The 20411-nt window shown below is 33.1% G+C and carries 22 protein-coding genes; 20 read left to right on the top strand and 2 right to left on the bottom strand.

Annotated features, from left to right (window positions below):
- The first annotated feature begins 112 nt into the window (after positions 1–112).
- The 9 genes from MG290_RS02230 (at position 113) to smpB (ending at position 10570) form a co-directional block, all read left to right on the top strand.
- Entirely contained in the window at positions 113–538 is a 426-nt protein-coding gene (locus MG290_RS02230; RefSeq protein WP_264562292.1) for an NUDIX domain-containing protein, read from the top strand.
- Between the two features lie 10 nt (positions 539–548).
- Positions 549–938, top strand: a complete 390-nt coding sequence (locus tag MG290_RS02225) for a hypothetical protein (protein ID WP_257498886.1) — start codon at positions 549–551, stop codon at positions 936–938.
- A 22-nt stretch (positions 939–960) separates the two neighbouring features.
- Positions 961–2025, top strand: a complete 1065-nt coding sequence (locus MG290_RS02220; protein WP_264562291.1) for a glycosyltransferase family 9 protein — start codon at positions 961–963, stop codon at positions 2023–2025.
- A gap of 65 nt (positions 2026–2090) precedes the next feature.
- The gene (locus tag MG290_RS02215) at positions 2091–3479 is read left to right on the top strand and encodes an AAA family ATPase (protein WP_264562290.1); all 1389 of its coding nucleotides are present in this window, start codon (positions 2091–2093) and stop codon (positions 3477–3479) included.
- 97 nt (positions 3480–3576) lie between these two features.
- The gene (gene sucC, locus MG290_RS02210; protein ID WP_264562289.1) at positions 3577–4770 is read left to right on the top strand and encodes an ADP-forming succinate--CoA ligase subunit beta; all 1194 of its coding nucleotides are present in this window, start codon (positions 3577–3579) and stop codon (positions 4768–4770) included.
- Positions 4771–4901: 131 nt separating this feature from the next.
- Positions 4902–5666: a hypothetical protein gene (locus MG290_RS02205; protein WP_264562288.1), complete on the top strand. Its 765-nt coding sequence runs from the start codon at positions 4902–4904 to the stop codon at positions 5664–5666.
- Positions 5667–5808: 142 nt separating this feature from the next.
- A complete protein-coding gene (locus MG290_RS02200) occupies positions 5809–8352 on the top strand; it encodes an ATP-dependent Clp protease ATP-binding subunit (protein WP_264562287.1) in 2544 nt (847 codons plus the stop codon).
- 74 nt (positions 8353–8426) lie between these two features.
- Positions 8427–10082 carry an ABC1 kinase family protein gene (locus tag MG290_RS02195; RefSeq protein ID WP_264562286.1) on the top strand — a complete coding sequence of 552 codons (1656 nt, stop codon included), beginning with the start codon at positions 8427–8429 and terminating at the stop codon, positions 10080–10082.
- A 35-nt stretch (positions 10083–10117) separates the two neighbouring features.
- Complete coding sequence (gene smpB, locus MG290_RS02190) at positions 10118–10570, top strand: SsrA-binding protein SmpB (protein ID WP_264562285.1); 453 nt, start codon at positions 10118–10120, stop codon at positions 10568–10570.
- A gap of 42 nt (positions 10571–10612) precedes the next feature.
- Here the strand turns inward: smpB and MG290_RS02185 are convergent, their stop codons facing one another.
- The gene (locus MG290_RS02185; RefSeq protein WP_264562284.1) at positions 10613–11149 is read right to left on the bottom strand and encodes a hypothetical protein; all 537 of its coding nucleotides are present in this window, start codon (positions 11147–11149) and stop codon (positions 10613–10615) included.
- A 74-nt stretch (positions 11150–11223) separates the two neighbouring features.
- On the opposite strand from MG290_RS02185, the gene MG290_RS02180 reads away from it, so the two are divergent.
- Entirely contained in the window at positions 11224–11889 is a 666-nt protein-coding gene (locus MG290_RS02180) for a hypothetical protein (RefSeq protein WP_264562283.1), read from the top strand.
- A gap of 12 nt (positions 11890–11901) precedes the next feature.
- Positions 11902–12327, top strand: a complete 426-nt coding sequence (locus tag MG290_RS02175; protein ID WP_264562282.1) for a hypothetical protein — start codon at positions 11902–11904, stop codon at positions 12325–12327.
- 1 nt (position 12328) lies between these two features.
- Here MG290_RS02175 and MG290_RS02170 read toward each other — a convergent pair whose 3' ends face one another.
- On the bottom strand, positions 12329–12973 hold the full coding sequence (locus MG290_RS02170; protein WP_264562281.1) for a protein-L-isoaspartate(D-aspartate) O-methyltransferase: 645 nt from the start codon (positions 12971–12973) through the stop codon (positions 12329–12331).
- 153 nt (positions 12974–13126) lie between these two features.
- Between MG290_RS02170 and MG290_RS02165 the strand changes: the two genes are divergently transcribed.
- From MG290_RS02165 to MG290_RS02125, 9 genes are all read left to right on the top strand, one after another.
- Positions 13127–14092, top strand: a complete 966-nt coding sequence (locus MG290_RS02165) for a Gfo/Idh/MocA family protein (protein WP_264562280.1) — start codon at positions 13127–13129, stop codon at positions 14090–14092.
- Between the two features lie 3 nt (positions 14093–14095).
- The gene (locus MG290_RS02160; RefSeq protein WP_264562279.1) at positions 14096–14386 is read left to right on the top strand and encodes a hypothetical protein; all 291 of its coding nucleotides are present in this window, start codon (positions 14096–14098) and stop codon (positions 14384–14386) included.
- An 85-nt stretch (positions 14387–14471) separates the two neighbouring features.
- Entirely contained in the window at positions 14472–15359 is an 888-nt protein-coding gene (locus MG290_RS02155) for a 3-hydroxyacyl-CoA dehydrogenase family protein (RefSeq protein WP_264562278.1), read from the top strand.
- Positions 15360–15599: 240 nt separating this feature from the next.
- Complete coding sequence (locus MG290_RS02150) at positions 15600–16814, top strand: DUF1015 domain-containing protein (protein ID WP_264562277.1); 1215 nt, start codon at positions 15600–15602, stop codon at positions 16812–16814.
- Positions 16815–16860: 46 nt separating this feature from the next.
- A complete protein-coding gene (locus tag MG290_RS02145; RefSeq protein ID WP_264562276.1) occupies positions 16861–17241 on the top strand; it encodes a GxxExxY protein in 381 nt (126 codons plus the stop codon).
- Between the two features lie 37 nt (positions 17242–17278).
- Positions 17279–17938, top strand: a complete 660-nt coding sequence (locus MG290_RS02140; protein ID WP_264562275.1) for a YggS family pyridoxal phosphate-dependent enzyme — start codon at positions 17279–17281, stop codon at positions 17936–17938.
- A 16-nt stretch (positions 17939–17954) separates the two neighbouring features.
- The gene (locus MG290_RS02135; RefSeq protein WP_264562274.1) at positions 17955–18323 is read left to right on the top strand and encodes a hypothetical protein; all 369 of its coding nucleotides are present in this window, start codon (positions 17955–17957) and stop codon (positions 18321–18323) included.
- A gap of 129 nt (positions 18324–18452) precedes the next feature.
- Positions 18453–18821 carry a four helix bundle protein gene (locus MG290_RS02130; RefSeq protein ID WP_264562273.1) on the top strand — a complete coding sequence of 123 codons (369 nt, stop codon included), beginning with the start codon at positions 18453–18455 and terminating at the stop codon, positions 18819–18821.
- A gap of 269 nt (positions 18822–19090) precedes the next feature.
- Positions 19091–20410, top strand: coding sequence for an exonuclease domain-containing protein (locus MG290_RS02125; RefSeq protein ID WP_264562272.1), 1320 nt, complete (start codon positions 19091–19093; stop codon positions 20408–20410).
- Position 20411: the final 1 nt, after the last annotated feature.

Here is a 20411-nt window from a genome sequence, read left to right as displayed (position 1 = left end):
TTAAAACCGATAATTATACTTTCAGATGATTTGTGTCGTTATTTATTGTGAAATCGCTCTAAATTAAAAGCAAAATCATAAAAAATTCATTAAATATGAATAATTTTGAAAGATGGAAGGCAATTTAAAAGGATTCAACATTCGGGTATATGCATTGTGTGTTATAAACAACAAGTTATTAACATTGAAAGAACCTTTTTCGGGTGTAGTGGTCACTAAGCTTCCGGGTGGCGGTTTAGAATTGGGCGAAGGAACGGTAGATTGTCTGAAGCGGGAATTTGCAGAAGAGCTCAATTTGAAAATTGATGTCAATGAACCTTTTTATATCCAGGAAAATTTTGTAGATTCATTAGCAAAAGACCACAAACAATTGTTAACGCTTTATTTTTTTGCAACTATTTTAAATATAGAGCAAATGCAAGTCTTAGATGAAAACATTCAGCAGATAGAATGGGTTGCAATCGATGGAAATAATCCGTTTACATTGCCGGTTGATCAATTGGTTTTTAATAAATTGCAAAAAAAGTATAACTTATAAATTTGTAACTATGCTAAAAGAAATACCTATAATATATGTAGTAGCTTTTTTATTTTTAATGTATCTCACTGCATATTTTGTTCGGTTTAGAAGCAAAAATGTGGATGCATTTAGCAAAATGAAATTATCATTAATACTCTTCGGTATTTATTCGGTGGTTTTATGGTTGTGCGTACCTTCTACCCCAATATTAGAAACTTTTGGCTATCCTGAAACCGTTAACGATATTAAAACAGATGGTCAGATTTTAAAATTATTACAAGATTATAACAAAGCAATTGTTCGCACTGCCGATATTCTTAAGTGGTTTTTATTTGGTTTTATCTGGTTTTTTATGACCAATATTTATTTATACACCACCCATCGCGAAAACGAATTCAACCCAAAAAATAAAGAATAAACCTAATCTATACTGCTATAAAATGAGCTTAAAATCGAAAGCCAATGTGGTTCGCAGAAAGCTAATGCACGCTTTAACCCAAAACATTGGGAAAAAATCGATCGGCGAAATGCAAAAAAAAGCAAACAATTTCCAAGTGCAGCGTGTGTTAATTAGTCGGCCCAATCATCGGTTGGGCAACATGCTTTTAATTACGCCCTTAGTGCAGGAAATTTGCAATACTTTTCCAAACTGCACCATCGATTTATTTGTAAAAGGAAAAATAACGCCCATTATTTTTCAAAATTATCCACAGGTTCAAAACATTATTGAACTTCCCAAAAAACCTTTAAAAGATTTTTCGGAATATTTAAAAGTTTGGTTTTCATTGAAACGCACCAAATATGATTTAGTAATTAATGTGGAAAAAGGTTCGTCATCAGGCAGAATTTCAACCATCATTCCGTCGGCAAACTTTAAATTTTATGGCGATGATTTTGAAGAGTTGAAAAGTGTTTATAACGATATAGCGCATATTGCCAAATATCCTGTTTATAATTTCCGTAGATTTTTAGAAATACTTCATCAAAAACCTTTTAGCGGCGCTGTTCCTGTTTTAGATATAAAACTATCTGCCGATGAACTTGCCCAAGGTCGATTAAAAATAAACGATGTAACAAAAAGTGGAGATAAAAAAACCATTGCTTTTTTTACATTTGCAACAGGCGCTAAATGCTATTCGGTGGAATGGTGGAACGCTTTTTATGAAAAATTCTATCCAAAATATGCAGCAGAATATCATTTAATAGAGATTTTACCTGTAGAAAACATTTCACAATTGGAACGAAAACTCCCCACATTTTACAGTAAAGATATCCGCGAAATTGCATCGGTAATGGCAAATTGCGAATTGATTGTTGCAGCCGATTCAGGCATGATGCATTTAAGCAGTGCGGCATTAACCCCCACAATAGGCTTGTTTTCGGTAACGCGAACCGAAGTATATGCACCATATGGCAACAAAAGCACCTTTGTGAACACCAATAAAGAATCGCACGAAGCTATTCTTCAAAAAATGGATGCGATACTAACACCAAAAAATAGTTAAAACAAATATAAATTCATTTAAAATTTTAACATCAGTTAGTATCTTGGTAATCAAAATAGATGAAAATGAAACTAAAAAATTTATCCAACGAATTAGAAATATCGTTAGAAAGCCTTCAAAACTTTATTTACGATTTCAATATAGATTTAAGTTTTTGTATTGATGAACAATTCAATGTTACTGAAAAATTCAAACAATTTACTTTAAAAAACATCGATTTTCTGAAGAAATATGCCGAAGATCATTCTAAAGAAAAAACATTACCCGAAATAGCAAAAACCATTGGTGTTGATGAACAATTGGTATTGCAATTCTTTGTATCGAACGGCATTCCCGAAGAATTGGCAAAAAACATAAAAACGCATATCTCTAGTTTTTTAATACATATATATATAGGTGGAAAATACCCGTTTATAGACGAAGCATTTCCGGAAACCCAGAATTATGCAGCCAAAAGATTGGTAGGATACACCGATTTATACTTTTACCTAAGCGATATGATGGATCCGTTTATAAACAAAGATCAATCAAAAACGTGGGGTATTTCAAAACCTGTAGGAATGGTGCTTTATGGTCCGCCGGGCAGTGGTAAAATCTTTTGGGCACAACAAATAGCACAAATGATTGGTTATGAATTTGTGCATGTGTACAAAGATTATTTAGCAGGAAATTTAAAAACCAATAAAAATTCGCTTACCCACTTTTTAAATGCTAAATTGCAGCAACCAAAAACCATGCTTTTTATCGATTCGTTAGACGAATTGCTTACCAAAAATGGCGAACAAAGTGTTTTTTCTGAAAATATGGAATTAATCAACTCTATTTTGCGTCATTCTCAGAAAAACATTCATCAAGAGTTGCTGATTGTGGGCTCGGCAGAAATTTTAAATTTATTTAATGATGAGGTTTTGGCACCCGGAAGGTTTGATATGCAAATACCCATTTTTCCACCCAATGCAGACGAGCGCGCCCAACTCATTATTTACCACCTCACCCAAAATTTAATAGACGAATCGCCTTTATTGGCCATTCTTAGAAAACACAATGCTTTGTGCAAATCGTTTTGGGAGCCATTGGCAAACCAAATGAAATTGTTTTCAAATACCATGATTATTGATTTCACTCAGTCATTAAAAAAGCGTTTGTATGCCTTGCACCGCAAAGATGAAACTAAAAATATTGAATTGAGCGATAAAGTGCTCATGGCATCATTCAACGAAGCAAAAGCTAAATTAACAACCGATTATATCAAGCGTTGCGCAATTTTCCTGATTGAAGTAAAACAAAATTTAGGACAAGATTTTCCGCACCGCATATTAGAATTAGAAGCCGATTTAGAATCGTTTCAAGCTAAAAAAGCACCAATCAACAAAATTGGTTTTAAACAAGACGACAGCGAAAAACAAACTATTGCAAACAACAAATCAGCCGATCCAACCGATTTGGCTTTATAAAAACCCAAGTTTTAGCCTAAAAACAACAATATTTCATTTTTTTTAGGCAATGTAAAACAAGTTTTATATTTTTGTAACTCTAAAAAACGTATAATTAATGAATTTACACGAATTTCAAGGTAAACAGATACTTTCTAGTTACGGTGTACGTGTTCAACGCGGTCATGTAGCTAACACAGCTGAAGAAGCAGTAACAGTAGCAAAACAGTTAACAGAAGAAACAGGTACAGGTTGGCATGTTATTAAAGCACAAATTCATGCTGGTGGCCGTGGAAAAGGTGGTGGTGTTAAGTTAGCAAAAAACTTAGACCAAGTAAAAGAAATTGCAGGTCAAATCATTGGCATGGATTTAATTACTCCACAAACACCTCCAACAGGTAAAAGAGTAAACAAAGTATTAATTGCTGAAGATGTTTACTACCCGGGCGATAGCGAAACTTCAGAATTCTATATGTCTGTTTTATTGAACAGAGGTACTGGTAAAAACATGATTATGTATTCTACCGAAGGAGGTATGGATATTGAAGAAGTAGCAGAAAAAACACCTCATTTAATCTTTACTGAAGAAATTGATCCAGCGGTTGGTTTACAATCATTCCAAGCACGTAAAATTGCATTCAACTTAGGTTTATCTGGTGGTGCATTTAAAGAAATGGTGAAATTTGTTGATGCATTGTACAAAGCTTATGTAGGTTGCGATGCTTCAATGTTTGAAATTAACCCAGTTTTAAAATCTTCAGATGACAAAATCATTGCTGTTGATGCAAAAGTTACTTTAGACGATAACGCTTTATACCGCCATGCAGATTATGCAGAAATGCGCGATACTACAGAAGAACGTCCAATCGAGGTGGAAGCTAAAGAAGCAGGTTTAAACTATGTTGATTTAGATGGAACCGTAGGTTGTATGGTAAACGGTGCTGGTTTGGCAATGGCTACAATGGATTTAATTAAGTATGCAGGTTTTGAACCAGCAAACTTCTTAGACGTTGGTGGAACTGCAGATGCAAAACGTGTAGAAATCGCTTTCCGTATTATTTTAAAAGATCCAAACGTAAAAGCAATCTTAATCAATATTTTTGGTGGAATTGTTCGTTGCGACCGTGTAGCTCAAGGTATTGTTGATGCATACAAAAACATGGGCGACGATATTAATGTGCCAATTATTGTACGTTTACAAGGAACAAACGCTGATTTAGCTAAACAAATTATTGATGAATCTGGTATGCCAATTTTATCGGCTATCGAATTCCAAGAAGCATCAGATCGCGTTAAAGAAGCATTATCATAATTTAGATAATTATTATTCTAACCAAATATACAGATAAGTCCGATAGTTGTATCGGGCTTATTTTTTGCTCTAAAAAAATAGCGCTCGTATCAAATCATTTTTTATTTTTGATAAAATTTAGAAAGAAAAAAATGGAAACAACCAATGAAAATTTACAGGAAAGGTACGGTTCCGTGCCGCCAAAAAAATCTAAAAAAGGGCTCTATATCATTTTAGCCATTGTAGCACTGCTTTTTATTTCGGCAGGAATTTTTTGGAAAGCAACAACAAAAAATGAGGAAGAATTGCCCGTTGAAACCGCTACCCCAGCCTACGAACAAATATTTTCTGTAGCCGAATATGATCAAATTCCGGATCATTATAAGCAATTTATCTATGACTTTATGGAACATAACGGTTATTTAGACGGCACTTACTTTTTAACTAAAATTCCAGATCGGGCAAAATCGGTTTATGCGTTTGGCGATTTTACCGATGACGACAATGATGAAGACGATTTAGCGGTTTTGTTTGAAAACAATGATTACACAAGCAGTATGTTGGTAATTTTCAATCATAAAGGGGAAGGCTTGTTCATAAAAAAATATACTGGTGAATTATCAACCATTAATTCTTTCAAAGTAGGTTCAAAAATTTATGAAAACGAAGCAAAATTGACACCTGCTTCTTGTGGTGGATTAATAGTGAAGACCGATTATCGAAAAGATGCGATTGTGTATGACAAAAAATCAAAAAAGTTTAATATACACTATCAATATACCGATGAGGAAATTAAATCAATGAACGAACCTGAGGAATATTATGAAGAAGGCTATGACGAAGTTGCAACTGAGGCCGCAACGGAAGCTGCAGTTGAACCATCAATCATTAACTCTATAAATGAAGATAGCTACTAAGCTGTCTTTTTTCTTTTAACAATTGTAGGAAAATACAAAATAGTTTCATATATTAGTTATAGTCAAATAAAACAAACTGACATATAAATTGTAACGGTACGAAATTTGATATGTTAATTAAAAAAACCCTAAATATTTAAAAATGGACGACAATTTTTCACCAAGAGTAAAGGAAGTAATTACCTTTAGTAGAGATGAAGCTTTACGTTTAGGGCACGATTATATTGGTACAGAGCATATCATGCTTGGTATTTTGCGCGAAAGCCAAGGCGAAGCAATCACGATATTACAAAACTTATCAATTGATTTAGAATTTCTTAGAAACCGCTTTGAAGCGTTGATTCCTGAGAACCCTAATAAAATCATCAACACAGAAAAAAAGAATATTCACTTAACAAAACAAGCTGAAAATGCCTTGAAAAGAGCGTTTTTGGAAAAAAAATTATACAAAACCGATGTGATCAACACAGGACATATTCTTATGTCGATCCTTCGAAATACCGAAGACCCATCCACTATTCTCTTAAACCGCTGTAAAGTAGATTACGACAGTGCTAAGGAAGAATTTGTAGGTTTATTATCTAATTCAGAATCTATGAATGAACAACCACGAAACAGCGCTTTCGACGATGAAGAAAGAGGTGACAGTATGTCAGACGGTTTTAATAATCCAACTGCTCAAAACAAGTCAGGCAAAAAATCTAAAACTCCGGTTTTAGACAATTTTGGTCGTGATTTAACAGAAATGGCTGAACTTGGTAAACTAGATCCGGTGGTTGGTCGCGAGAAAGAAATAGAGCGTGTTTCGCAAATTTTATCGCGCCGCAAAAAGAACAATCCGCTTTTAATCGGAGAACCTGGTGTGGGTAAATCGGCTATTGCAGAAGGTTTGGCGCTGCGTATCACGCAAAAGAAAGTATCGCGTATTTTGTTTAACAAACGCGTGGTAACTTTAGATTTGGCAAGCTTGGTTGCAGGTACAAAATACCGCGGACAGTTTGAAGAGCGTATGAAAGCCGTAATGAATGAATTGGAAAAGAACGATGATATTATTCTTTTTATCGATGAAATTCATACCATTGTTGGTGCCGGCGGTGCAACAGGTTCATTAGATGCATCGAATATGTTTAAACCTGCTTTGGCGCGTGGAGAAATTCAATGTGTAGGTGCAACCACCTTAGATGAATACCGCCAATATATTGAAAAAGACGGCGCTTTGGAACGTCGTTTTCAAAAAGTAATTGTGGAACCTACAACCGAAGAAGAAACAGTTACTATTCTAAACAATATCAAACCTAAATATGAAGATCATCACAATGTGATTTACACACCCGAAGCTATTGAAGCTTGTGTGAAATTAACAAGTAGATATATGAGCGATCGTTTTTTACCAGATAAAGCTATTGATGCATTGGACGAAGCCGGATCGCGGGTACATATAACCAATATTGAGGTTCCCGATGAAATTTTAAGTCTGGAAAAAGACCTAGAAGAAGTGCGCGATAAAAAAACCGATGCTGTGAAACGTCAGAAATACGAAGAAGCTGCAGCTTTGCGCGATGACGAAAAACGTATTGAAAAAGATTTAGCCGTTGCACAAGAACGTTGGGAAGAAGATTCTAAAAACAATAAAATTACTGTTACCGAAGACCATGTGGCCGATGTAGTTTCAATGATGACGGGTATTCCTGTTAACAAAATTGCACAAGCCGAAAGTAAAAAATTGGCAAAATTACCCGATGCGATTAAAGGAAAAGTTATTGGTCAAGACGAAGCAGTTGCAAAAATTGCCAAATCAATCCAAAGAAACCGTGCAGGATTAAAAGATCCTAACAAACCAATTGGTTCGTTTATTTTCCTTGGGCAAACAGGTGTTGGTAAAACACAATTGGCAAAAGTAATTGCTAAAGAAATATTCGATTCTGAAGATGCATTAATCCGTATCGATATGAGCGAATACATGGAAAAATTTGCCATTTCTCGTTTAGTAGGTGCACCTCCGGGTTACGTTGGGTACGAAGAAGGTGGTCAGTTAACCGAAAAGGTGCGCAGAAAACCTTATGCAGTGGTATTATTAGATGAAGTGGAAAAAGCCCATCCAGATGTGTTTAATATGCTGCTTCAGGTTTTAGACGACGGACATTTAACCGACAGTTTGGGTAGAAAGATTGATTTTAGAAATACCATTATCATTATGACCTCGAATGTAGGTGCACGCCAGTTGAAAGATTTTGGAACAGGCGTTGGTTTTGGAACTAAATCCAAACAAGACCAACAAGAAGATTTATCAAAATCGGTCATTGAAAATGCCTTGAAAAAAGCATTTGCACCCGAATTTTTGAATAGGATTGACGATGTAGTGGTATTCAACGCTTTAGAAAAAGAGCATATCCATAAAATCATCAATATCGAAATTGAAAAATTATATTTACGTGTGATGTCTTTAGGTTATCAGTTAGAATTAACACAGGAAGCCTTGGATTTTATCGCCGAAAAAGGTTTCGACAAACAATATGGAGCGCGTCCGTTAAAGCGTGCCATCCAAAAATATGTGGAAGATTTATTGGCTGAAGAAATTATCAACGGAAACATTCACGAAAATGATGTTTTAGTGATGGATAAAATGAAAGATGAAGACCAATTAAAGGTGAGCGTGAAAAACGCGAATTCTTCTTTAAAAAATTAAATCAATCAAAATTTTAAGAAAGTAGTAAGAAAACCTTACTACTTTTTTTATACCTTTTGGTCAACAAAAAAGCTATGAATCAAATCAAAAAAATAAAACGTATTGGCAACGTAATCAGTATTTTATCTAAATATGGATTCGATGATATTATTGCGCGTACCAGTGCAGAAAAATTTCTGCCCAAAGGTTTCCTAAAATCAAAACGCGGCGAAGAAATTTTTAAACTCGGCGTTTACAAGCGTGTGCGTTTGGTGTTGGAAGAATTGGGACCAACGTATGTGAAGCTCGGACAAATGTTCAGCAACCGCGAAGATATTCTTCCGCCAGAAATGATTGCCGAATTATCCGAACTGCAAGATAATGTGCCGCCTGAAGATATGGATATATTCCAAAAATTGGCAGACGAACTTTTAATTGATCCTCAAGAACAATTTGAGTACATCAACCCTACTCCTATTGCATCTGCGTCTATTTCGCAAGTATATGTGGGGCGATTGATTAACGGTGAAAAAGTGGTGATTAAGGTTAAGAGAACCACTATCGAAGAAATAATTCGGTCGGATATCATGATCATGAAAGATTTGGCAAATATTTTAGAAAAAAATTATGATACTGCCCGAAAAATGAGTTTAAAGCAGCTTATTAATTCGTTTGAAAACAATATGTATCGCGAATTATCGCTGACCAATGAACTGCATAATATAGAAAAATTTCGCAAAAATTTCGAAAACCGCACCGAAGTATATGTTCCGCAAACCTATAAAGAACTATCGAACAACAACATGCTTACCATGGAATTTGTCGATGGTTTTAAAGTAAACAATAAAGAAAAAATCATTGAAAACGGCATGCTGCCAAAGGATGTGGCGCAAACAGGCATTGTGTTGTTTATGAAAATGGTTTTAGAAGACGGTTTTTTTCATGCAGATCCGCATCCGGGCAATGTGTTTATAATGAACAACCAAAAATTCTGCTTTATAGATTTTGGTTCTATGGGTCAGATTATGAAAGGCGATATGGCATTGTTAGAAGAAATTATTGAAAGTTTTATGATTCAAGATGCCAAAAAAATCATTCGTCTTACCAAGCGTTTGGCAATTGAATATCATATTGAGGATGAAAAAACGTTGGAACGGGAAATCTACGATATTTTTCACATGCTGGAACACACCGCTTTGAACGAGATTAACGTGAACGATATTGTGGCAAAAGTAAAATCGATTATGGCAAATAATCATGTGTTGATGCCAGAATTTATCTATTTGCTGATGCGCGGAATTTCAATCATTGAAGGAATTGGCAAGCAGTTAGACCCCGAGCTAAACGTTATGGAAAGCATGCGTCCGTATGCAAATGAGTTGGCTTTAAAAAAATACGGTCCCAAACAAATTGCCCAAAAATCAATAAAACATTTAAAAATTTTGGCAGCAAATATGCAAAACCTGCCCGATGATTTAACCGTTTTATTAGAGAAAATAAAAGACGATAAATTAAAAATCAATTTTGAAGTGGAGGGCTTAGAAGATGTTCGACAAACTCTGCAAAATGCATCGAATCGATTAACGTATGCCATAATTATTGCGGCTTTGTCAATTGGCTCGTCTATTTTAATGATGGCTCATATTCCGCCGTTGTTCTATGGAAATTCGTTTTTAGGCTTATTAGGATTTTTAATTTCCGGTATTTTAGGCATCGTTATTATTTATTCTATCTGGAAAAAAGACAAATAGTTTTACAAAACACCAACTTTTAGTACATTTGCACTATGCAGAAAAATATCAACATATTAAACAAACGTGCCAAATTTGAGTTTGAGTTTATTGAAAAATATACGGCAGGAATTGTTTTGGCAGGAACCGAAATAAAGTCCATTCGTTTGGGGAAAGCTTCTATTACCGACAGTTTTTGTGAGTTTCAAAACGGTGAATTGTTTATGATTAATTCGCATGTGGAAGAATATTCGTTTGGAACACATTACAACCACAAAGCAAAAAGCGAACGCAAACTGCTTTTAAACAAAAAAGAATTAAAATCGTTAAATAAAAGTGTGCAAAACAAAGGTTTAACCATTGTGCCACTGCGTTTGTTTACCAACGAAAAAGGCTTGGCAAAAGTTGAAATTGCTTTGGCAAAAGGTAAAAAACTATACGATAAACGCGAAACCATTAAAGACCGCGAAAATAAAATTAGTTTAGACCGTTTAAAGAAAGCTTATTAGGAAATTGATATGATTTTTTGTTTGATTAAATAGTTAATAGAGTTAAAAATTTTCAAACAATTGATTTTTTATTCCTTTATAATCTCTTTCAAATAAATCATTATCGGTGTGAAAAGAAACATTCAAAGTAGAATCTTTGGAAAATAAATGAACATAATCACCTGCATTGCTACCAACTTTCTCTGTTATTTTTCCTTTCATAATAAGAAGAAATAAATCTGAAAGGTATTTTTTATCTTTTTGGGTTAAAAGAATAGGTGATTTCTCATGAAATCTCATTGAATCTCTCCAAATTCTATTTGATTCACAATCCATATCAAACCAATAATATTTTAAATATATACTATCTTTATGTGTTTGGTAAATTTTATAATATTCTTGAGGTCCACCCCATTCACCACACTTATCTAACATTATGTAACATGTTAAAGTGTCATTAAATCTCATTTGTTCAAAAAAAGCATTTTCATCGATAAAGAAACGATCTGGATATATGGGAATATCAGTTATTACTGATTCTTCTTTTTTACAAGACAAAACAGAAATAGACAATAGAAAAAGACAGAAACTTATTCTCATATTTTTTTCTCAAATATATAAAAGCTCATTAAGATATTAATAAGTTTTCTTTATTTTTGATTAAAACGTAACTTATGAAAAGTAACTTTCTTTCATTTTTATTATTTATATGTTGTATTTCTTGTGAAAAGAAACAGAATATATCTGATAAAGAAAAACTTGATTCAGTAAATATTTCATTTCAAGAAAAAATAATTTCATATGATCCTTATGATTTCGACACTCTTTTAAGTGATGGATATTATTTATCATATAAAATTTATGAGGATACAATTGAAAATCAAAAGCTTCAGAGTTTAACTCTTAAAAGAGACACATTTAAAATCAAAGAATTAAATGTGATTGATTATCCTTTACTACACAAAAATCTCGGCTATATTGGTGCCGATTTTGGAAAGTCTTTTCTTTTTGTACAATCATTTGGTTCAGGTAATCCACATCAAATAGAACTAATTGAAAAGAAAACCGGAAAGTCATTAACAAAAGGTATCTTTGTTGATTGTCATGAAGACGAAAAAGTGTTACTTTATATAACTAGTGAGAATCAAAATAATGAAAAATTAATTTTATTAGATATAAAAAATAACCAGAAAAAAAATATAACTGATTTTAATAATTTAAACTGTAGCCATATTGGTAGATTAAGGAATTGTGTTGAAATTGATACAGTAACAAATCAGAAAATAATATTAAAAACGAATTCAGAAAGCGATAGTATTATTAGATATTATAATCGTTAGGCAATTATATTTATGGATGATCAAAAAATTCAAGAATTGATAAATCAATTCGATTCTGAAAAATTAAAGGAAAATGCTTATTTCGGAATTTTTGAATACGGTGGTGGTAATGATGAAAGTTATATCAAAGCTAATAAAGAAGGCTTACTTCTTTATTCAATGTACATGTTGATTGCTTCAAAAAACATTAACACTATTACAGATAGTTCAAAAGATAAAACAATACCTTTTGAACATTTTGTAGATTGGATTGATGAAGATTCATCAACAATAATTGGATATATTGAGAAATTTCAAGGCAAACGTAAGGGAGTTATAGAACCCACAAAATCTAATTTTTATGAAAAACTTATTCCAATTGGTTGTTTTTTACTTTTTATAATATTTGGGGTTTGCTTCTTTGTTGGTTTGGCTGAAATAATCAGTTGGTTCTCGTAACCTACCTATTCTTATCCTCCAACATCGGCACAAACTTAAAATCGCCAAATTCGTGTTGTTCAAAGTGCGTTTCCGATGTTCTTATCAATAAGGTCATTACTTGCTTTTCATCGCCTACGGGAATAACCAACCTGCCTCCTATTTTTAACTGTGCCATTAACGGTTGTGGAATAAAAGGTGCTCCGGCTGTAACAATAATGCCATCAAACGGTGCATCTTTAGGCAAGCCTTTGTATCCGTCGCCAAATGAAACAACTCGTGGTCGGTAGCCTAATTTTGGTAATAAAACCGATGTTTTTCTGTACAATTCATTTTGGCGTTCAATCGTAAAAACTTTTGCACCCATTTTGCACAAAACGGCGGTTTGATAGCCCGATCCTGTACCAATTTCTAAAATTTTATCATCGGGTTTCACATGCAATAACTGCGACTGAAAGGCAACGGTGTATGGTTGCGAAATAGTTTGCCCCGCACCAATTGGAAAAGCAGTATCTTGATAAGCAAAATCATGAAAGCCCGACTCTAAAAACAAATGCCTTGGAATGGTGTTCATTGCCGTGAGTACATTTTGGTCGTAAATGCCTTTTTCAGCTAATAGCTTTATTAGTTGATTTCGTAAACCTTGATGTTTTGCAGTGTCTTTCACGTTTTAAAAAAGTTTCTTAAACATTCAAAATTACACATATTTTCAAAGTTAATGCAAGCTTTTATACAGAATATTTTTAACGCCATCGTAACTTTCAGCTAATAAAACACTTCGGTTTTCAAATATATTTTAACTTTGCAAAAAACATTCAGTATGTTAAAAATTGGCGTATTAGGCGCAGGTCATTTAGGAAAAATTCATTTGCGATTGTTAAATCAATCTTCAAAATACGAATTGGTAGGATTTTATGATCCTTTTAAAGAAAATGCGGCAAAAGTAGCGGCAGAATTTGGTTACAAAGCTTTTAATTCGATTACCGATTTAATTGCAGCGGTTGATGTGGTAGATATTGTTACGCCTACCCTTTCGCATTACGATTGTGCTGTGGAAGCAATTAAAGCAGGTAAACATATTTTTTTGGAAAAACCCATCTCGAATACGGTGGAAGAAGCCGAACATATTATTGAACTAGCAAAAGAATATAATGTAAAAGGACAAGTGGGGCATGTGGAACGATTTAATCCGGCATTTATGGCTGTGAAAGATAAAATTCAAAACCCAATGTTTATCGAAACCCACCGTTTGGCAGAATTCAATCCGCGTGGTACCGATGTTCCTGTGGTTTTGGATTTAATGATTCATGATATCGATGCCATTTTAAGCGTGGTAAAATCACCTGTTAAAAACATTCATGCAACGGGAACTGCCGTAATTAGCGATTCACCCGATATTGCCAATGCCCGAATTGAGTTTGAAAACGGTTGTGTTGCAAACATTACATCGAGCCGAATTTCAATGAAAAACATGCGTAAAGCTCGATTTTTTCAAAAAGACGCGTATATTTCTGTTGATTATTTAGATAAAATATGCGAAGTGGTAAAAATGAAAGATGCACCTGAAGTTCCAGGCGATTTTGATTTAATTCTTCAAAATGCAGAAGGAGTTAAAAAGCAGATTTATTTCGATAATCCTTCTGTTCCAAGCAATAACGCTATTTTAGATGAATTGGAAACTTTTGCCGATGCCATTAACACTAACACCACGCCAATTGTAACCCTAGAAGATGGAACAGAAGCATTAAGAATTGCACATCGAATCATTAATTGTTTCGGTAAATAAATAATGGATATTCCAAAAATTAAATTAGTAATGTTGCCTGAAACTGAAGAAGCTCAAGCAGCTATTGGTTATGAATGGAATGATACAGTAGGAAAAAGACATTTCATAGGTGGAAAGCCAAAAGATTTACAGGATTCAGATTATCCTATTTGTAAACAATGTGACAAAAAAATGACATTTTATGCTCAAATAGATTCTATTGGAGATAAATTTGACATTGCAGATTGCATGGTTATTCACAATTTTATCTGCTTTGATTGTTTTACTGTTCATGCAGAACTATCTCAAATCTAAATTCTAACATACATCGAATCATTAATTGTTTCGGTAAATAAATTAAATAAAGTATATTCGCATAAATTCGTATTAAAACATAAAAATGAAAAATATAGCTGTAATTGGTGCAGGAACAATGGGTAACGGAATTGCTCATACATTTGCACAAAAAGGATTTAAAGTTTGTTTAATTGATATTTCGGACAAAACAATTGAGCGCGGAATGAACACCATTGTGTCTAATTTAGACCGCATGATTGCAAAAGGATCAATTACCGAAGCAGACAAAAAAGCTACTATTGAAAATATTATTACCTATACCGATGTTAAAGACGGCGTTGTAAATGTAGATTTAGTTGTGGAAGCGGCTACAGAAAACATCAGCCTAAAATTGAACATCTTTAAAGAATTGAGCGAAGTTTGCAGAGAAGATGTTATTTTGGCATCAAACACTTCTTCTATTTCCATCACACAAATTGCAGCGGTTGTTAAAAATCCGGAACGCGTAATTGGTATGCACTTCATGAATCCGGTGCCTATCATGAAATTGGTAGAAATTATCCGTGGATACAACACCAGCGATGAAGTTACCAAAAAAATAATGGATTTATCACTGGCTTTAGGAAAAACACCAACCGAAGTAAACGATTATCCAGGATTTGTAGCCAACCGTATCTTAATGCCTATGATTAACGAATCTATCGAAACATTATACAACGGCGTTGCAGGTGTTCAAGAAATTGATACGGTTATGAAATTGGGAATGGCTCACCCAATGGGACCCTTACAATTAGCCGATTTTATTGGGTTAGATGTTTGTTTATCTATTTTAAATGTAATGTACGATGGCTTTAAAAACCCTAAATATGCTCCGTGTCCGCTATTGGTAAACATGGTAATGGCAGGAAAATTAGGCGTGAAATCGGGTGAAGGTTTTTACGATTATTCTGAAAGCAAAAAAGCAGAGAAAGTTGCAAAAATGTTTTCATAATCATATAGAAAATTAATTTTTAAAGACGATTGAACGCGGTTCAATTGTCTTTTCTGTTTTTTTAATCTATCTTGTAATGATTTCAAAACCTTGTCAAGCTGAATTGGTCTCTAAACGAAGTCGAAGTGCAGCTTCTCATTATTTTTGGTATGAGATTCTTACTCAAGCTTGCGACTGAACGAAGTTAAACAAGTTCGGAATGACAAAAAACTCCAATTATATTAATTTGATTTTAAATAAATGGCAGATATAATTCCTTTTAAAGCAGTTCGCCCGGCGGCAGATAAAGTTTCGTTGGTCACTACGCGTCCTTATGATGATTATTCGGCAGCCGAACTGGCTTCGTGGCTCGATTTTAATCCGTTTTCGTTTCTTCACATTGTTAACTTGGCGTTTATCAATCAAGAAAAGATCGATCCGATACGCCGTTATAAAATGGTTGCAACAAAGTATCAGGATTTTAAGCGAGACGGCATTTTAATTAAAGACGAAAAACCGGCAATGTATCTGTATCAAATCAAAACCAAAAAAAATAATTTTGTAGGTATTTTAGCAGGAACATCACTTCAAGATTATAAGGAAAACATCATTAAAAAACACGAAAATACGTTGCAATACCGCGTTGAAAATCTGAAAGATTATTTCAACGAAACCCGTTTCAATACCGAACCGGTTTTAATGATGTATCCAAATTGTGAAGAACTAGAGCAATGGATAGGCGAAAAAATGAATCAACCTGCCTTGTATGATTTTTCTACAACAAACCGTGAGCGACATATTATTTGGAAAATAGATGCGGAAGGTGACTTAGATTTTATTCAGCAAAGTTTCCAAAAAATGCCCAATTTGTATATTGCAGATGGTCATCATCGTTCGGCAACATCAAATTTATTGTTGAACGAAAAAGGGGTTGATGCAAGTGATAATATGAATTATTTTATGAGCTATTTAATTTGTGAAAAATTGATACAAATTAATGAATACAACCGCTTGGTTCATGATTTAAACGGTATGGAAACTGCCGAATTTTTATCTGTTTTGGAAAATGATTTTAAGGTTGAAAAAGTACATGAATTTTGGAAACCTAACAAAAAATATACGTTTGGAATGTATCTAGAAGGCACATTTTATTCGCTTGCATTAAAAGAACTTCCTGAAAACGAACGCATTATCGATACATTAGACGCTCAAATATTATACAAAAAAATATTAAACCCTTTGTTGAACATAAAAGATCTAAGAACCGATAGCAGAATTAGTTACATTCCAGGAAATAAAAATATCATTGAGTTGGTAAATAAGGTAGATAATGGGGAATTTAAAATTGGTTTTATTTTATATCCATCAACAATAAGCGAAATAAAAACTCTTGCAGATAACGATTTAACCATGCCGCCAAAAAGTACTTACATAGAACCAAAATTAAGAAATGGATTAATAATTTACGAATTGTAAATTAACCACAAAAGGCACAAAGATTTCACACAAAGGAAATAAAACTATGATTGAAAATGAATTATCTAATAAAGTTATTGGTTTTGCCATTGAAGTTCATAAAGCCTTAGGTCCTGGATTGTTAGAAAGCGCCTACAAAGAGTGTTTATTCTATAAAATAAAACAAGAAGGTATAAGGGTTGAAAAAGAAAAAGCAATGCCTTTAGTTTTTGAAAATGTGCGTCTTGAATGCGGGTATAGAATGGATTTATTGGTTGAAAATAAATTTGTTATTGAAATTAAAAGTGTTGATGCACTAAACGATGTACATTTAGCACAAACACTAACTTATATGAAATTAGGAAATTTCAAACTTGGATTATTAATAAACTTTAATGTTGTATTATTAAAGCATGGTTTAAAAAGAGTAATAAACGGCTCTTTGTAAACTTTGTGTAAAAACTTAAAAACTTTGTGGTAAAAAAATGAATATAGCTGAAAACTTACAAAATATAAAAGATACTTTACCAGAACATGTTCATTTGGTAGCTGTTTCAAAAACAAAACCTGTTGCCGATTTGATGGAAGCCTATAATGCAGGTCAGCGGATTTTTGGCGAAAACAAAATTCAGGAAATGACCGAAAAATGGCAACAAATGCCAAAAGACATCCAATGGCACATGATTGGCCACGTGCAAACCAACAAGGTAAAATACATGGCACCTTACGTAAGCTTAATTCACGGCGTGGACAGTTTAAAACTGTTGAAAGAGATCAACAAACAAGCAAAAAAATGGCGAAGAACCATCCACTGTTTATTACAAGTATATATAGCCACCGAAGAATCAAAATTTGGTTTGGCACACGATGAATTGTTGCAATTGATTCATTCAGAAGAATTTAAATCGTTAGAACACATCAAAGTAATCGGTTTAATGGGAATGGCATCTTTTACAGAAAATCAGGATAAAATTCGTTCAGAATTTCAATCATTAAAAGATATTTTCGATTATTTACAACCTTACCAATTACCCAATTGTCATTTCCAGCAACTTTCTATGGGAATGAGCGGCGACTATGAGATTGCTATTGAATGCGGAAGTACGATTGTTCGCATTGGAAGCAGTATTTTTGGGGAAAGATAATTCAAATATTCACCAGATGAAAAAAATTAAAAATTTTGTTTTAAGTATTTTACTTACTGTAATATTCCTTTTTGCTTTAAAACAATTGATTCCAGTTTTAAAGCTTGATGGATACTCCGGACTTCTACTGAATACACTTCTTGTTGAAGAAACAAAATTTTCAGAAAATTATTCTCATAAAAAATTTTTGAAAATTAAAAAAGGAATGACAAAAGAAGAAGTTTTAAAAATAATTGATAATCCAATTGTTGAATGGAATCCACAAAATGATATCGATGCCTTACAATACTCTGAATCACCTTCTAGTACTCATTATAGATTAAGACAAGTTTATTTAAAAGATAATAAAGTAGCTGAACGTATTTCATTTTTTTATGTAGATTAAAGAATTTGTTAGAAAAAAAATCATTTTTAATACCACTAACATTTTTCGTATTTTAGCCTTTAAGAAACCAGTCGTATTTTCGTAAACGATAATAGTAATTGCAGGTTCAAAATATTATTCTTTAAAAAGATGGAAATAAAAAGCGTTTTTGAAAATAAAATTTTCAACTTTGAAGATCGTTTGGTTCGATTTGCTGGGGAATGTATTTTTTTTACTCGAAATTTAGATAAAAGTTACGAGAACGAGTATTATAAAAATCAATTAATCCGTTCATCTGGAAGTGCTGCTTTAAATTTTGGTGAAGCCCAAGGAACAAATACTGGCAAAGATTTTATTTTTAAGGTTAGTTTATCTGTAAAAGAATTAAAAGAATCTAGAAATTCTTTAAAAATTTTAAATTATATACAAGAAGGCGATAAAAATGTTCGAAATTTGCTTTTAAACGAAGTTGAAGAGTTAATAGCAATTGCTTCGAAAATGATAATTAATAAAAAATAGTTTTTCAATAAAAATACAATAGCAAATACAATAGCAAATACAATAGCAAATACAATAACAATAGCAATAACAATAGCAAATACAATAACAAATACAATAACAAATACAATAGCAAATACAATAGCAAATACAATAGCAAATACAATAGCAAATACAATAGCAATAGCAATAGCAAATTTCAATTTTAAAAATTGTACTTAATATTATCATTAATTGTATTTGTTATTGAAATTGATTTTTGACATTGAAATTGACATTGACATTCAAGAATGTACGCAATTATAGATATAGAAACCACCGGCGGACAATTTAATAAAGAGGGCATTACCGAAATTGCCATTTATAAGTTTGACGGTGTTGAAATTATAGATCAGTTCATAAGCCTGGTTAACCCCGAGATTCCCATTCAGCCGTTTGTTGTGAAACTTACCGGTATAAATAATGCCATGTTGCGCCAGGCACCAAAGTTTTTTGAGGTTGCCAAACGCATCATTGAGATAACCGAAGGTTGTATCATTGTGGCACACAACGCATCTTTTGATTATCGGGTTCTAAAATTAGAATTTGATCGATTGGGCTATAATTTTCAGAAACCTACGTTGTGTACCGTAGAAATGTCAAAAATTTTGTTGCCCGATGCACAAGCGTATAGCTTGGGTAAATTGGTTCGCTCGTTGGGAATTCCTATTGCTGATCGTCACAGAGCAAGCGGTGATGCAATGGCTACGTTGAAATTGTTCAAGTTATTGCTTGATAAAGATTTGGACAAACAAATTGTGAAACAACAAATTAAAAACGAGCAACATCAAGGTATTTCACCAAAATTGTTCGATATTTTACAAAATATTCCTTCCACTGTAGGTATTTTTTATGTGCACAACGATAAAGGAAATATTATTTATATCGGCAAAAGCAACAATATCCGTAAAAAGCTCAATCAAATTTTTACTGCCGATTCTAAAATTGCCAAACGCATTCAAAAAGAAGTTTACACCGTTACATTTGAAGAAACAGGCAACGAATTAATCGCTTTACTGAAAGAACGGGAAGAGCTGTTGCACAACAAACCGGTATTAAATATCACACAACGAAAATCGCCTTATTTGTGGGCAGTGTATCAAGAAAAATTAGACAGTGGTTACGAAACATTGAAAATTCAAAAATCAAACGGTCGTAAGAAAGCCATACAATCGTTCAAAACCCAAAAAAATGCCGTACAATTTATCAACGATTTGTATCAAGAAAACGAAATTGTAGAACAGGTTCAAAACGCCCTTTCAGCTTCCGAACAAATCAACTATCCCACTGATATGCACAATACGCTATTTAACGATTTATTGAGTAAAAATGAATTGCTGTGGAATAAAAAAATCATTATTTTAAAAGGAAGAACTATAAACGAAAAAAGTGTAGTGGTTATTGAGAATGGTATTTTTAAAGGCTATTGTTTTTTTGATTTAAATTATCAAGTATTGAATACCGATGTGTTGCAAAAAAAATTAATTCAACTGGTTTACACCAAAGATGTCTTAAACATTATAAAACATTATCTTTACACAAAAAAAGATTATAAACTGCTATCGTTCTAGG

The organism is Flavobacterium sp. CBA20B-1 (assembly GCF_028473145.1).
Lineage (GTDB): Bacteria > Bacteroidota > Bacteroidia > Flavobacteriales > Flavobacteriaceae > Flavobacterium.
This window is presented reverse-complemented; position numbering and strand designations above follow the sequence as displayed.